At 44.2% G+C, this 14,082-nt stretch carries 18 protein-coding genes and 1 pseudogene; 13 read left to right on the top strand and 6 right to left on the bottom strand.

Translation table 11 applies throughout. The features are described from left to right. Window positions 1-169: 169 nt before the first annotated feature. The 4 genes and pseudogenes from AC58QT_RS05955 to AC58QT_RS05940 form a co-directional block, all read left to right on the top strand. A pseudogene (locus AC58QT_RS05955) lies at window positions 170-628 on the top strand (GNAT family N-acetyltransferase); the annotation flags it as partial. A 60-nt stretch (window positions 629-688) separates the two neighbouring features. Further along, window positions 689-1,399, top strand: a complete 711-nt coding sequence (locus AC58QT_RS05950) for a class I SAM-dependent methyltransferase (RefSeq protein ID WP_497408847.1) — start codon at window positions 689-691, stop codon at window positions 1,397-1,399. 47 nt (window positions 1,400-1,446) lie between these two features. Continuing rightward, window positions 1,447-2,337: an RNA polymerase sigma-70 factor gene (locus AC58QT_RS05945; protein WP_497408160.1), complete on the top strand. Its 891-nt coding sequence runs from the start codon at window positions 1,447-1,449 to the stop codon at window positions 2,335-2,337. Window positions 2,338-2,392: 55 nt separating this feature from the next. After that, entirely contained in the window at window positions 2,393-2,836 is a 444-nt protein-coding gene (locus AC58QT_RS05940) for a carboxymuconolactone decarboxylase family protein (RefSeq protein ID WP_497408159.1), read from the top strand. 47 nt (window positions 2,837-2,883) lie between these two features. On the opposite strand, the gene tatA is transcribed toward AC58QT_RS05940, so the two are convergent. From tatA to AC58QT_RS05920, 4 genes are read right to left on the bottom strand one after another with little or no spacing between them, the layout of a single operon-like run. Further along, window positions 2,884-3,087: a twin-arginine translocase TatA/TatE family subunit gene (gene tatA, locus AC58QT_RS05935; RefSeq protein WP_310224133.1), complete on the bottom strand. Its 204-nt coding sequence runs from the start codon at window positions 3,085-3,087 to the stop codon at window positions 2,884-2,886. A gap of 29 nt (window positions 3,088-3,116) precedes the next feature. Further along, window positions 3,117-3,857: a twin-arginine translocase subunit TatC gene (gene tatC, locus AC58QT_RS05930; protein WP_497408158.1), complete on the bottom strand. Its 741-nt coding sequence runs from the start codon at window positions 3,855-3,857 to the stop codon at window positions 3,117-3,119. A 48-nt stretch (window positions 3,858-3,905) separates the two neighbouring features. Continuing rightward, window positions 3,906-5,627, bottom strand: a complete 1,722-nt coding sequence (locus tag AC58QT_RS05925; protein WP_497408157.1) for a GMC family oxidoreductase — start codon at window positions 5,625-5,627, stop codon at window positions 3,906-3,908. A 33-nt stretch (window positions 5,628-5,660) separates the two neighbouring features. Continuing rightward, window positions 5,661-6,434 (bottom strand): gluconate 2-dehydrogenase subunit 3 family protein, encoded by a 774-nt coding sequence (locus tag AC58QT_RS05920; protein WP_310224136.1) that lies wholly within the window; start codon window positions 6,432-6,434, stop codon window positions 5,661-5,663. A 178-nt stretch (window positions 6,435-6,612) separates the two neighbouring features. Between AC58QT_RS05920 and AC58QT_RS05915 the strand changes: the two genes are divergently transcribed. Together AC58QT_RS05915 and AC58QT_RS05910 are read left to right on the top strand one after the other, a co-directional pair. After that, window positions 6,613-6,975, top strand: a complete 363-nt coding sequence (locus tag AC58QT_RS05915; RefSeq protein WP_497408156.1) for a c-type cytochrome — start codon at window positions 6,613-6,615, stop codon at window positions 6,973-6,975. 159 nt (window positions 6,976-7,134) lie between these two features. Further along, window positions 7,135-7,743 (top strand): DUF2238 domain-containing protein, encoded by a 609-nt coding sequence (locus AC58QT_RS05910; protein WP_497408155.1) that lies wholly within the window; start codon window positions 7,135-7,137, stop codon window positions 7,741-7,743. Window positions 7,744-7,813: 70 nt separating this feature from the next. Here the strand turns inward: AC58QT_RS05910 and AC58QT_RS05905 are convergent, their stop codons facing one another. After that, entirely contained in the window at window positions 7,814-8,233 is a 420-nt protein-coding gene (locus AC58QT_RS05905; protein WP_497408154.1) for a cupin domain-containing protein, read from the bottom strand. Between the two features lie 372 nt (window positions 8,234-8,605). On the opposite strand from AC58QT_RS05905, the gene AC58QT_RS05900 reads away from it, so the two are divergent. Beyond that, window positions 8,606-9,013 carry a hypothetical protein gene (locus AC58QT_RS05900; RefSeq protein WP_497408153.1) on the top strand — a complete coding sequence of 136 codons (408 nt, stop codon included), beginning with the start codon at window positions 8,606-8,608 and terminating at the stop codon, window positions 9,011-9,013. After that, window positions 9,010-9,993 carry a glycerophosphodiester phosphodiesterase family protein gene (locus tag AC58QT_RS05895; RefSeq protein WP_497408152.1) on the top strand — a complete coding sequence of 328 codons (984 nt, stop codon included), beginning with the start codon at window positions 9,010-9,012 and terminating at the stop codon, window positions 9,991-9,993. The genes AC58QT_RS05900 and AC58QT_RS05895 overlap by 4 nt, the downstream gene beginning before the upstream one ends. Before the next feature lie 84 nt (window positions 9,994-10,077). Here AC58QT_RS05895 and AC58QT_RS05890 read toward each other — a convergent pair whose 3' ends face one another. Further along, window positions 10,078-10,608 (bottom strand): DUF84 family protein, encoded by a 531-nt coding sequence (locus tag AC58QT_RS05890; RefSeq protein WP_497408151.1) that lies wholly within the window; start codon window positions 10,606-10,608, stop codon window positions 10,078-10,080. Window positions 10,609-10,786: 178 nt separating this feature from the next. Between AC58QT_RS05890 and AC58QT_RS05885 the strand changes: the two genes are divergently transcribed. The 5 genes from AC58QT_RS05885 to AC58QT_RS05865 all read left to right on the top strand — a co-directional run bounded on the left by AC58QT_RS05885 (window position 10,787) and on the right by AC58QT_RS05865 (window position 14,027). Next, window positions 10,787-11,698: an SDR family oxidoreductase gene (locus tag AC58QT_RS05885; RefSeq protein WP_497408150.1), complete on the top strand. Its 912-nt coding sequence runs from the start codon at window positions 10,787-10,789 to the stop codon at window positions 11,696-11,698. 222 nt (window positions 11,699-11,920) lie between these two features. Then, window positions 11,921-12,274 carry a hypothetical protein gene (locus AC58QT_RS05880; RefSeq protein ID WP_497408149.1) on the top strand — a complete coding sequence of 118 codons (354 nt, stop codon included), beginning with the start codon at window positions 11,921-11,923 and terminating at the stop codon, window positions 12,272-12,274. Then, the gene (locus AC58QT_RS05875; RefSeq protein ID WP_497408148.1) at window positions 12,261-12,785 is read left to right on the top strand and encodes a hypothetical protein; all 525 of its coding nucleotides are present in this window, start codon (window positions 12,261-12,263) and stop codon (window positions 12,783-12,785) included. The genes AC58QT_RS05880 and AC58QT_RS05875 overlap by 14 nt, the downstream gene beginning before the upstream one ends. Further along, window positions 12,782-13,579 carry a hypothetical protein gene (locus tag AC58QT_RS05870; protein WP_497408147.1) on the top strand — a complete coding sequence of 266 codons (798 nt, stop codon included), beginning with the start codon at window positions 12,782-12,784 and terminating at the stop codon, window positions 13,577-13,579. The genes AC58QT_RS05875 and AC58QT_RS05870 overlap by 4 nt, the downstream gene beginning before the upstream one ends. Then, window positions 13,566-14,027, top strand: a complete 462-nt coding sequence (locus tag AC58QT_RS05865) for a hypothetical protein (protein ID WP_497408146.1) — start codon at window positions 13,566-13,568, stop codon at window positions 14,025-14,027. Before AC58QT_RS05870 ends, AC58QT_RS05865 begins: the two co-directional genes overlap by 14 nt. Window positions 14,028-14,082: the final 55 nt, after the last annotated feature.

Genomic DNA, 14,082 nt, shown 5'->3' with positions numbered 1-14,082 from the left:
CGCATTCATCGTATGTTCACATTTAGTATAGGCGCCTTGCATTTGTATCGCAATAGTTACCAAAAACTCACGATCGCGCAAAGAACAAACTTTCTTTTTATCAGAAAAAAAGAATAGCTGGTGCGAATGTCGAAGTAGCATAAAGCTAGAAGTGGAAAGAAGGTATCCTATGCTAATCTACCAAACCGATGCATTGACCGTACGAAAACTGGCGTCCAGCGACAAAGAGCTGCTCGTAACCTGGTTGAATAATCCCTTGGTTCTCACTTATTATGAAGGGCGAGATCGCCCCCATGACATGGAGAGGGTAGAGGAGCATTTCTATAAGGAAGACTCTGCGACGAGATGCCTCATTGAATACCATAAGAAGCCGATTGGATATATTCAATTTTACGAAATTGATGAAGAGGAACGACTTGAATACGGGTACCTTGATCGGGCGGAGACCATTTATGGAATGGATCAATTTATTGGTGAAACGGATTATTGGAATCAAGGAATTGGGAAGCTGCTTGTGACATCCATGGTGGCATATTTAATAGGTGAACTCGGGGCAGATCGTGTCGTGATGGATCCACAGCAATGGAATGTGCGAGCAATCACATGTTATGAGCGCTGTGGATTTAAGAAAGTAAAGGAATTACTTGCACATGAGCTGCACGAGGGTGAACTGCGAGATTGTTGGTTGATTGAATATTCACGGATTACGAAGATTAGGGAAGAAGAACGAAAATACCATGAAGCTTGCTATGAAAATTATAAGTTATTTGAAGAGGGAACCTGGCTATCGAAGCCTGTGAAAACAGTCATGCAATCATTATCCCATTTCGACGATTATGAGAATGTTACTGTCCTGGATCTGGGTAGTGGTGTTGGGCGAAACAGCATCCCCATGGCGGAAGCGTTGAAATATAAAGGGGGTAAAGTGGTTTGCGTGGATATCCTGCAATCCGCGCTTACCAAGTTGCTGGTTTACAGTGAGCAATTCGGTGTTAGTGAGAAAATCGAAACCCATCTCTCTGACATTGGTGACTATGACATTGCCGCGAATACCTTCGATTATATCGTTGCTGTATCGTCACTGGAGCATGTGGATTCGGAACAAACATTCAAACGTGTTCTGGATCAAATGGCGATGGGGACGAAGGATAAGGGGATTCATTGTTTGATTCTGAATTCACAACTGCAAGAAATGGATAAGTTAACTGGAGAGGAACTAACGCCTCTTATCGAGCTTAATCTTACAACCGAACACTTACAAACCATAATAGCTAATCAGTATGAGGGTTGGGAAGTTTTGTTAATGACATTAAATAATTTAGCTTTTGACATAGAGCGTAATGGCAGACCCATTCAGTTGAAGACAGCTTGTCTCACTTTTGTCGCGAGAAAACAATAGCTTTATGGCGATGAGGGTTGCACGAAACACAGAAAGGAGCACCTCTGATGGAAGTGGAAACGTTGTATGTTACCTATAAACGGCTATTATTCTCTGTCGCCTACCGGATGTTAGGCACGGTTTCCGATGCGGAAGATATGCTGCAAGACATATTTATCACGCTGCAACAAACAGACATGGAACATGTAACAAATGTGAAATCGTATTTGGTTAAAATGGTCACGAACCGTTGCTTGAATTACTTGAACTCCGCCAGTAAGCAAAGGGAAACCTACCTGGGCCCATGGCTTCCTGAGCCTCAAATGACCACATCCCGCGATGATCCGATGGGAAGTCTTGTTCAAGATGAAACGATTTCATATGCGTTTCTAGTCTTGTTGCAACAATTGACCGCGGTAGAACGAGCTGTATTCGTCCTGAGAGAAGTACTCGGCTATGAGTATGAAGAAGTGGCCGACATGCTTCAGAAATCGGAAGCGAACTGTCGCAAAATTTATAGTCGCGCTAAAAGTAAAATTAATGAAATAACTGAGCAGGATGAGGTTGCTTTAGGGGAGACCGAACCCTTGGTCAAAAAATTTCTTTACGCGGTTGATACGGGGGACTTCCAAGATTTTGTCTCCCTGTTAATGGAAGATGCTGTGATGGTCTCAGATGGAGGAGGGAAAGTGCGGGCTGCCATTCATCCGATCTATGGGAGACAGCGAATTGCCGCGTTCTTCGAAGGGATTTGGACGAAAGGTTCATTGGAAGGACTTTGGATATCTACAACCTTCAATGGTCAATCTGGCGTTGCGCTTATTCATGAACAAATTATGACGATGGTCATCTTGTTTGAATTAGCAAAGAATCAGGATCAATCAAGCCAAATGTTCCTCATTAAGAATCCAGATAAATTACTTCAAATAAATAGGCTGCGAAATGTCACAAAACCATAAACTCATTTGTCCTATAAGCGCAAACCCAAATATTGCGTTGTGGAGGAGAATTCAAATGGAAGTTAGATTACAACATGGTAAAGTAAACCCTGCTGCTTACCAAACGATGATGAAGTTAGAAGGATTTGTGAAAGAAAGCGGATTAGATCTAACGCTGTATGAGTTTATTAAAATTAGAGCATCACAAATGAATGGCTGTGCATTTTGTTTAGACATGCATACGCGCGATCTTCGCAAGATGGGGGAGACAGAGCAGCGTATCTATTTATTGAGTGCATGGCGTGAAGCGCCATTTTATACGGAGAAAGAAAGAGCGGTCTTGGAATTAACGGAAGCCGTAACCACGATTGCTGCTTCGGGTGTTTCCGATGAGTTGTATGATCGTGTTCGTAAGCATTTCGACGAGGGCGAGTATGTCACGTTAATTATGGCCATTAACACGATAAACGCTTGGAATCGTATCGCGATCTCAACGGGTATGTTCCCTGGATGTATGTAAAATAAGTAAAAGGAGCTCTTTCACCAGGTGAAAGGCTCCTTTTCACTTCATGATAGAGGCGGCTTCTTGCCCTCATTCTCAATCAAATGGTCACGTTCGCCATCCTCCATGATATTACGTGTTGAGTTACGGAATTCACGTAAGGTATCGCCAAAAGCGCGACCCAGCTGTGGCAGTTTGGAAGGGCCGAAAACGATTAAAGCGATAGCCAGAATCAAGATTAATCCTGAAACGCCAATATTGTTGAACATGGTGTTCATCCTCTTTTCCTATTTTTAACTCAATCTTCGATTAGATTTAGGTTCGCAACACGCTGCATGGCTCGCCATTGCCAGCCGGCCACCAAAACACTGATTTCAAACAATAAGATCAATGGAATGGTGACGGATAAGTGTGAAATCATATCAGGTGGCGAGATGCAGGAGCCAGTGATGGTTAGCGCGATATAGGCATATTTCCTGGACTTTTTCAAAATTTGTGGCGTTAGCAGTCCGATCTTTGTTAAGAACAGAAGAACAACGGGCAGCTCGAAGGCGATAGCCATCGGAATCACTATTTGAAACAGGAAAGCGAAATAGCGATCTATCCCATAGGTTTCGACAGCACCGATCGATTGATTCATCCGAATCATGAAACGCATCATCATCGGGAAAACGACCCAATAGCTGAACGATACCCCAATGATAAACAAGGCAAAGGCGACGGGTATATAGGGGAGTGCACTCCTAGATTCACTCTCTGTCAGCCCTGGCTTCACGAAAGCCCATGCTTGGTAGAGGATCACGGGGATTGTAAATAAACCAGCGAACAGAAACGCACATTTCATATAAATCATCAGCCCATCTGTAAAAGCAAACACATTCCACTTAATTTCACCGATTAATGGCTGTGTTTTCAAGTACAGGAGAATATCGGAAGAGAGGTATAAACCGACACATAGTGTGACGATGAACCAGGCGAACACAATGAGCAATCGCTTGCGAACTTCCGTCAAATGTAAGATCCAATCTTCTTGCTCCATGCCATTCCACCTCCTTCATGAATCGTAAAGACTCCTTAACTCATGATCTCAAACGACACTTCCACCTTGTTTTAAATATTTAGCAATGCCTTCAACGGCGCGGTATGCCAGGGCTCCAACCGTTCCTGTTGGATTGTAACCGCTATTGTGAGCAAAAGCAGATGCACCTACCACAAATACATTCTCTGCATCCCACATTTGCAAATACGAGTTAACCGCTGAAGTTGCAGGGTCTGCCCCCATAATGACGCCCCCCGTGTTGTGGGTTGATTGATAGGGAACGATATTGTAAGGCGCAAGTTGATCCGAGGAACCTATAGTTGTTGGGTTCATCTCTTTCATGATTTCTGCTGCTTTACCTGCTACGAATTTGATCATTTGTCGATCTTGCTCTTCAAAATCGAAAGTGATACGTGGGAGAGGGAGCCCGTAAGCATCCTTGTAGGTTGGATCCAAATCCACATAATGATGCTTCCAAGGTAAGCTGCTGCCCTGTGGAGAGACGGACAAGACACTGTTCGCGTATTTCAGCGACTTTTGTTTAAAATCGCCACCCCAGGCCGCTGTGCCTTTGGGAACTGAGTTCGTTGCAATAGGGCGCTGGCCGGTTTGGGAGATCCGTATACCTGCACCGTGGATGAAATTCAGATTCGTATGGTCGAAATTATCGCCATTAAAATCAGGAATCTCCATGCCGAGGGAGCCGGCGCCTGCATATAAATTGAACTGTTTTTCATCGAAGAAGCCTGTGGCACTTCCGCCGTTTGTTTGGTAACAGTAATTTTTACCAATGACACCTTTACCTGTCGCTGGATCGTAAGGTTTGCCTAATTTGGATGTGAGCAGCAGCTTAATGTTATTGAATACATAGCTTGCCATGATGACAACATCAGCAGGCTGCTCGAATTGTTCGCCCGTAACCGTGTTTACGTAAACAACGCCGCTAGCTTTTTTGCCGTCATTTAACACTTGAGTCACGTTGGAGTAAGAGCGCAGCTCGAAATTGCCAGATTTCTGCGCAATGGGGAGAGCCGTCACGATGACATCGGCTTTTGCCCCGTATTCACAGCCAAATCGCTCGCAATAGCCGCAATATTGGCAGGCTGCACGCGTGATACCATCCGGGTTCGTATATTGCTCTGACAAGTTAGCCGAAGGCATCATATACGGGTGATACCCGAGCTTCTTGGTTGCGTCCTCGAACAATTTCAAGACAGGTGTTTTCACCATCGGCTTAGTAGGAAAAGGAGCGGAACGTTTGCCCACCATTGGATTCTGTTCCGCATCACCTGAAATACCAGCTAGTTTCTCGAATTTGTCAAAATAGGGTTCTAACGTGTCATACGTAATGCCCCAGTCTTGAATGGTCATGCCTTCTGGGATCTTTTGCTTGCCGTAGCGTTCTACGGTTTTGCTATAAATCTCGAAGTCGTAGGGGAGAAAACGATAGGTTTGTCCATTCCAATGAACACTGGCCCCGCCAAGACCTTCCCCGAGTAGGAAAGAACCATACTCACGCATAGGCACAGCAGCCATTTTCTCGGTATTACGGAATGTCACCGTTTCTTTGGACAAATCTTGCATGAGATCATAGCGTGAGGCGTACCGCAGCTCATCATGGACCATGTAGTAGTCAGCGGTATTTCGTGGCTTTCCACGCTCCAAGCCAACGACCTTCACACCTTGCTTCGTTAATTCAGCAGCAATAATTCCCCCGACCCATCCCATACCGACAATGACAACGGGGACTTTCGGCATTTTAGTAGCCATCCATGTATTCCTTCCTTCGTGAGAATTGTCCCTTTAGTGAACAAAATGATCGTGCAAACTGCGGGGCTCCATAACGACGAATTGATCTTTATCAATCATGTTCGTATAACTCATTTGGTTGCCTGGATATTTACGCATTTTCCAACCAGCCATATTCTTATTTCCGCCATACAACGGATCAGAGTAGACACCTTCCATAACAAGGATGCGAAATGAGTTGAAAAAGGTTTTCCCTGTGATGCCGTTCACGACAAGGATTTCGCCTTTTTCCATAGAGGTGAGAATGGCATCCCGTTCTTCAGGTGTAATATCAACGAAGCCCTTCGTATGCTTGGTTTTGGCGGTTTCTTCAAGACTATTCAGACCCATCGTGATGAGCTCATGTCGTTCAATACTGAGGTAATCACCTTGGGTAGCTTCACCTTTGACGAAGGGGCCCATTCGATAGGTACGCGCATTTACGCCCCATGGACTAGCTAATTGATGATCGATATAGAACGCAACACCTAGCTCTGCTGCGCCTGGGCCATTGTCGTCTTTGGGAAAGATCCGTTCCGCGGCGGCTTCGGCGACCTGAAGCTGGAGTTGATTGAGGAACATCGGTGCCTGGTTATAGTCCGCGGTAACTTGCGGGTTAGGACTTGCGGATGGCGTTGGAGAGGTTTGGGGTGTATCTTTCTTGAAACCTCCTGACACTGCGCTTCCAATGACGCCACCGACGACCACGCCACCAATGGCAGTACCGGTATACTTGAGAAAACGGCGACGCGAATGATCAGGTGTATGTTGCGTGTTTTTGTCAGCCAATTTGTCATTCCTCCATGGAATTTTATGTACATCTGGGTAGTTATGGATATGTTGAGCTTGAATGGCATTTCCTATTCATCATTTGCATGAAAATATGGAAACGGGGGCAATGTAGTGGTAGGTATCCGATTTCAAAATACGGCATGTGAACCTAAGAAATGTGAGGAGAAGCATACGCATGAACAGAAAGATTGTAGTACTCACCCTCTTGCTGGCTGGCGCTTTATCTGCTTGTGGTAAGAGTGAAACGACACCTAGTCCTACTGCAGGAACAACCACTTCACCAACAGCATCCGCAAGCACTGGAACGACAACAAAAGCTGATGCACAGACGGTTTTCAAAGCCAATTGTGTCAGCTGTCATGGCGCTAATTTGGAAGGTTTAGTTGGACCGAATCTTCAAAAGGTAGGCAGCAAACATTCTAAAGATCAGCTTACCGCGCTCATTACCAACGGTAAGGGTGCAATGCCTGGTTTTAAAGGAAAGCTTTCCGATGATGAAATCAGTTCATTGTCCACGTGGCTTGCAGACAAAAAATAGTCCGGCATAAACCCGCCCCTCGCTGTCAAGCGGTAGGCGGGATTTTTGTTTTGCAGCTTGGACGACATTCATTTCGTTCAATACTAGGCATAGGATAATGAAGTGCTTTTAACATTGACTAGGTAAGGTGCTTCCTTTTTATCAGGATGGAATAGGGAGATGGGGCAGATGAAGGGTAAGGATCGGTGGAATGATCTCATTGAATTAGGGATGTATGTACTAGCGGGATGCTGTTTTGTTTATTTTCTGGTACGAGGGAATGGGGCCAAAATGTTCCAAGCGGTGCTCATTGTGGCTGTTCTTCAGCTTATTCGACTCCTTGTCAAATGGACGAAAACAACCATGTTCACTTCGTTGCGCTTCTGTGTACTGCTCTTTATATTCGTCACGATGTTCATAGCCAACGAATTTGGATTTTATGGCGTCATTCCCTATTTGGATAAAATAGAGCATCTCTTCTCGGGCGTTATTCTCTGCTTCATCGGGTTACTCATCTATAGCAAAGCAGCCGATCACCACGAGGGGACTGAACCACCTTCATCAAAGGTCGCCGTATGGCTTTGTTTTTTCTTCTCTGTGGCGATGGCGGGTGTTTGGGAAATCTATGAGTTTGCGACAGATCACTTGTTTGGTCTCAACTCACAAAATGGCAGCTTGCTCGATACCATGACTGACATCATTTGCGGAACATCGGGTGCCATTCTGACGGCTAGTTATTTGGCCATGAAGGCAAGGAGAAAGACGCTTCCGTTGGTGGATGTGAGGTGAAAGATAAAATGGGCAAGAGGGCAGTTCTAAAGTCAATGTTAGACTTTGGAAACAGCCCTTTTGCGTCCTGCTAACTTTTCTTGATATCCCATAATGCATCAAGTTCAGGCAGCAGAAGAACGCTCTCTTGTTCGTTGGGATCCGTGCGGGCAAGTACACAAGTACAAATATCCGTTGTACTTGGATTGTAGGGAAGATGGGGCATGCCAGCTGGAATATAGAGAAAGTCACCTTGTTCTAGTTCCATGTGTTGTTCCAAGTTCTCGCCGTACCACATACAGGACTTACCTTCCATCATATAAATGGTGGTTTCATGATTTTGATGCAGATGTGCTTTTGCTCGTTGCCCCGGTTGAATGGTTAGCAGCATCATACAAATTCCTTGCGAATCAGCACTTTCCTTGGAAATTGCTTCATGATAATCGAATCCTTGTTTTCCATGATAGGTTCTAGATGATCGGATCAGTCGACATGTGCGCTTATTGTCCATGTAGCACCACCTCCTAGAATTATCCTATGCGGCTCTACATATTTTAGCTGCGGATGACCCATCTTACTAAGTAAGGAAAGTATGGGGTGTATTTCTATGGAGGAGGAACTGATTTGGACATATTTCATTTGAGCTATATTGTTCTATTTAGCGCATTGCTCGCGGTCGGAACGATCGGAGTTGCGTGGTTCGTATTTCATAAGCGGAAACGAAAAGCTCGATAAATTTCATTCTCATTCTTAAGAAGTAAGAGCATCCTGTGGATGTTCTTTTTTTGCGTTCAATTAACAAGGGGAATGCTGTATCTTTCACGAATACAATGTAGAGAGTCCCGTTTCACTGACGTTTTAATATAGCAAGGAGGATTGCGTGATGAAGCTCTATGAAAGGTCTATAAAATTACAGCTTGTAACTATTAGTTTGATGTTCTTCCTAACGCTTGTGCAAATAATTATAAATATTGCTGCTAAAAGTCCTGTTATTTTTGTTTCCATTTTCAGTTTATGTCTAGGCGTGTTTCTTATCCTTGCGGTTATTATTTGTATTGATTTAGTGCAGAATGACGCGGAGAAAATGACAGCCAAAGTTGAGTTCATAGAAGAATATCGCGTACATATTCGGAAACCGAATGGCAAATTAATGAAAGTGCGTGTAAAGCCTACAGAATACGAACAATTCTATGTAGAACAATCAGTTGAACTATTAACTGCCAAACGTACACATGCGCTGCTTACGATCCATAGTCTGACTGCTCCGACAGAAAACGTGGATCAACCATGAGACGATTGAAAAAACTTTTGAAAAGTAAAATCATATGGACGATCCTCGTTCTCCTTGTGTTCATTTACGTGAACAACACATCACTCCTTGCGAAAGAACGGACTGGGGAGCCGTTTCTCATGGCGCATCGGGGACTATCACAAACCTTCCATACTGAGAATCTGAAGAACGACACCTGTACAGCTGAGCGCATTTTCGAACCGGAGCATCCCTATCTGGAGAATACCCTGCCATCGATGCAAGCTGCTTTTGAAGCTGGCGCTGATGAGGTTGAATTTGATATCCATATGACCAAAGATGAGCAATTCGCCGTTTTCCATGATTGGACACTTGATTGTCGAACGAATGTAAAAGGGCAGTCCAAAGACTATACAATGGCTGAGCTGAAAAAGCTGGATATTGGCTACGGCTATACGGCCGATCATGGGAAATCATTCCCTTTTCGCGGCAAAGGTGTTGGATTAATGCCTTCTCTTGGCGAAGTATTCTCGCAATTCCCAGACAAAGAATTCCTCATTCATATAAAAACGGATGATCCTCATGAAGGCGATGTATTAGTTAACCTCTTGTCCAAGCTTACACCAGAACGGAGAGCACAATTGACGATTTATGGTGGAAATTTGCCAATAGCTATCGTGAAGGAAAAACTGCCAGACATGCGAGTTATTTCTGTTGATACGATGAAGAGCTGTTTGCTTCCTTACCTTGCCTACGGCTGGACAGGCATTACGCCTGCGGCTTGCGAACATATACAGATCCATATTCCTGAGAAGCTGGCTCCACTATTATGGGGATGGCCAGACAAGTTTCTAAATCGTATGGACAAAGTGGATACGCGTATTCTCGTTGTTGGAGGCAATGGGACGGAGTTTTCAACAGGATTTGATACGCCAGCTGATTTGGAGCGGCTTCCAGCTTCGTATACGGGGGGAATTTGGACGAATCGGATTGATTGTATTGCACCAATGTACAAGAGATAAAGGTGTTTACAAGGGTACCTCGCGTAGATCATTCTACTTCTGAGGTGCCCTTGTTGACTAAAAGAAGGCAATTTCCGCCTATTTTTACTTGTAAAATGGGGATTGAAACGGCGTCAGCGCTGCAATGACGGCATCGCGGAAAACGTCACTCCGCGTAATACGCCCTTCGGTAAATAAACCATACGCACCATCTTTGTGATTGCTTCCGATGGTACTGCTTAGTTCATCGATAATGTGGCGCAGCTCACTCCCGCCTTGTTGTAATTTCTCCCCAATGGGATTGGGAATGGGGAAATATAAACCTTTGCCGACGAAAAGTTGCTTACCATCCCAAGCGGCACAAACAGAGAAGAGATACCACTGTTGGGTATGCGTCTCATCATAGGTAAGTCCACCTTCTAGACCAAGTCCTATGTCTGCTTGTGGTTCAGCTGCAAGCACATTTTTTGCACGATTAATGGCACCGATAATGGTCTCGCTTTCGGAAAGAGGCTGGTTAGCTACCCCGGAAGGGACCGCATGGCAGATAGGTTCGATTCCAGAAGCTAGCACAACGGCAGCTCTTTTCGCTTGGTTGTGTGTGCCCAAAGCAATTATGAATTCTTTAGCGAACATTCAAATCACTCCTAGTCATCCATTGCGAATGAAGTTTATTATTTGTGGATTAGTATATCATGTTTTGATTAACAGGTTGAGTAGGGAGTAGGTTGGCAATGGAGAAAGTATGGTATAACAGTATGAGGACAATTGGGAACTAATCGTGTCAGAGAATAAGTGAGAGGAGTATTAAATCATGAAAAATTTACAAGGGAAAGTTGCCTTAGTGGCAGGAGCTACACGCGGAGCAGGAAGAGGAATAGCGATAGAATTAGGGGCTGCAGGGGCCACTGTCTATGTGACGGGCCGCACGACACGTGCGCAACGTTCTGAATACAATCGACCTGAAACCATTGAAGAAACAGCTGAATTAGTAAATGATGCAGGTGGAGTAGGGATAGCGGTTCAAGTGGATCATCTGGATCGGGATCAAGTTCAGGCGCTTATTGCCCGCATCGAGAGCGAACAAGGGCGACTAGACATCCTGGTCAACGATGTGTGGGGGTCTGAATACTTGACGGAGTGGAATGTACCTGTGTGGGAGCATTCATTGGATAAAGGATTTCGTATGCTTCGGCTAGCGATTGATACGCACATTATTACGAGTCATTTTGCACTAGCTTTGCTAGTTCGCAACAAGAATGGACTTGTGATTGAAATAACGGACGGTACAGCAGAGTACAACGATACCAACTACCGGTTATCGCTCTTCTATGATCTAGCCAAATCCTCTGTCATTCGCATGGCGAAGTCGCTATCCCACGAATTGGCGCCGCACGGCTGCACGGCTATTGCAGTGACCCCTGGTTGGATGCGTTCGGAAATTATGTTGGAGCACTTCGAGGTTACGGAAGCAAATTGGCGTGACGCGACAGAGAAGGAACCACATTTCATCATCTCGGAATCGCCGCGCTTTGTAGGACGTGCGATTGCCGCATTAGCTGGAGATCCGGAAGTTGCTCGATGGAATGGTCACTCGATGTCAAGCGGCAGTATTTCACAAGTGTACGGCTTTAAAGATGTGGACGGCTCACAGCCAGATTGCTGGCGCTACCTTGTTGAGGTGCAGGAAGCAGGGAAGCCTGCTGATGCTGAGGGGTATCGCTAAGCACTTATTTGAAACCGTATTAAAAAAGAGACGAATTGGGCATATTTGTTAAAAACAATGCAATTTGAAGGGAATCTAGGTGTTGCGTCAATGGGGGAAATTGTATTAATTACATGTTACATTTTACTGGTAATCACATTTTTCATAACAAAGAGACGCCTGCATTTATTTGAACTTATCTTCATTTGGCTCCTTACGGTTTTTATGAATGATGCCTACTTTATGATAGTCTCACTTAATTATTCTTACATCGTTCCTTCACTACACTATGGGGATATCTTCTTACGTCTTGTCTACCAACAGATCTTCACTCCTATGATTGTGATTTGGGCTATGGAGCGATGGGTGACGAAGCATGGATTGTTGTACAAGTTAGGAACGGTTATCTTTTATTCACTCGTTCTTATGTTGTTGAAGATATGGTTACATCGGTTGGAGATTATTCAATACTCAGATATGTGGAAATTAGAGTGGTCCTATTTGGAAAGCCTCTTATTGCTTATTGCAACTGGAATAGGACTGCTCATTTTTCGTGCGATTATGCGGAAGGATGGCATACCTTATGAGTCATCTTGACGTTTTGTTTCAACGAAATACCATTTTCACAATGATTTGCCTCGTGCTCGGTTATGGTTTTGTGTGGCTATTGCCGAGAATGATGCCTAGATCCATTAGCCTTCTCATGATGCTTTTTAGCATTGAATCTGCAACAGGATTAGATACGGTCATCGGGGTAAAACCATTTGATTTCTATAACGCGAATATTTTTCCCTATTTTGACTTAGCAGATCTTTTAACATGGAGCCTTTATCCGGTTTTTGGCTATCTATTTGCCTACTACTACAACAAGTTCCGTATCAAAGGGCTTCTGATTCCGCTCTACATCCTCGTATCATCCTTGATTGGAACAGCGTTTGAAGCCTTAAATGTGTATTTCGATGTGTTCCAGTATAATCATTGGAAACTGAGCTACTCTTTCTGCATTTACCTTGTTGTACAGACCTTGACTGTTCTCTTATTTACGAGACTGAAAAAGCATTGGATTGAACAGAAAAGTCAATCGATAAGGAGAATGTATCGAAATTGAGTTCGCGACACGCACAATCACCCCGTAGGCAGCAAGCCTTATTAAGTCAAGATGGATTAAGTAGTCTGAGATGGCAGGATCCCAGGATCATTGCCTGGTGGTCTGCCTCTTTTCCAGGATTCGGACATTTCTTGCTTCATCAGTTTATTCGAGGATTTCTGCTATCTGCATGGGAAGTTGCCATCAATACGCTTGCTCGAATTAATGAAGCTATTTACTATTCGTTCAGTGGACAATTCGAGTTGGCTGCTCAAGTCATCGAACCAAGATGGGCATTTGCGTATGCGATCGTATATCTGTTTGCAATATGGGATAGTTATATCAAGGCGATAGATGCGAACAAACAGTATCACCTAGCGAGATTGGAAGGAGCACGGATCACTTCAAATTTGATGAAGCCGTGGACGATTTCGAATATAAGTATCAAAAGACCTGGTGCAGCGCTATTCAGTTCTTTTATTTTCCCAGGGCTTGGACAGCTTTATAACAACCGATTAGCCTTAGGCTTCTACGGTGTCATGTGGTGGTTTATTTATATGACAATGTCACGATCACATGAAGCTTTGCTTTATTTAATATTAGGCAGGGTATCGCAATCGACATCGCTTTTAGACCCCCATTGGCTTTTGTTTATGCCATCCGTCATCTGCGGCGCCATGTATGATGCTTATATGACGGCTGTTGAGCATAATCGCTTATTCCGAATAGAACAGAAGCAATTTCTGACAGAGTCGTATCCTCATTTCTCATTACACCTGTTTGAAAAGGAGAATGACCCACATGTTGATCATTAGTACATTTGAGCATTCGATCGAGGTGGAGGAAGCGCTAGCAGTTCTGGAGAAGTTGGGGCTATCTCGTCAAGAAATGATGACCGTGATGATGGACAATTACCGTGAGACCTCTGATCGTAATTACAATTCGAATCCAAATAAAAAAACATTAGCTTTTGAGGTTGGCATGGCAACATCGACGGGTGCAACGGTTTTGGGGATAAGCTTCGGCTTCATTCTGTACTGGGGACCGATTATTTGGGGCGTTATTTCCGCTATTTGCGGGTTTCTATTAGGTTTTATTATAACAAGAGTGATTCAAACCAAGGTGCTAAAACATACCATTCGAAAGAAAGAACGCCTACCCGAGCTTGCAATAATCATTCAATGCCATGAGGGACGACTTCAAGAGGTACAGCATGTATTGTGGGAATATCAGGCTTTGTCAGTGGGCAAGATTTATAGTTAATTATGGCAGAAATAATAGAGCGGAAACTTTTTGTGTGCTGAAATGGAAAAATTTG

This window comes from Paenibacillus sp. J31R109, assembly GCF_059692055.1.
This window is presented reverse-complemented; position numbering and strand designations above follow the sequence as displayed.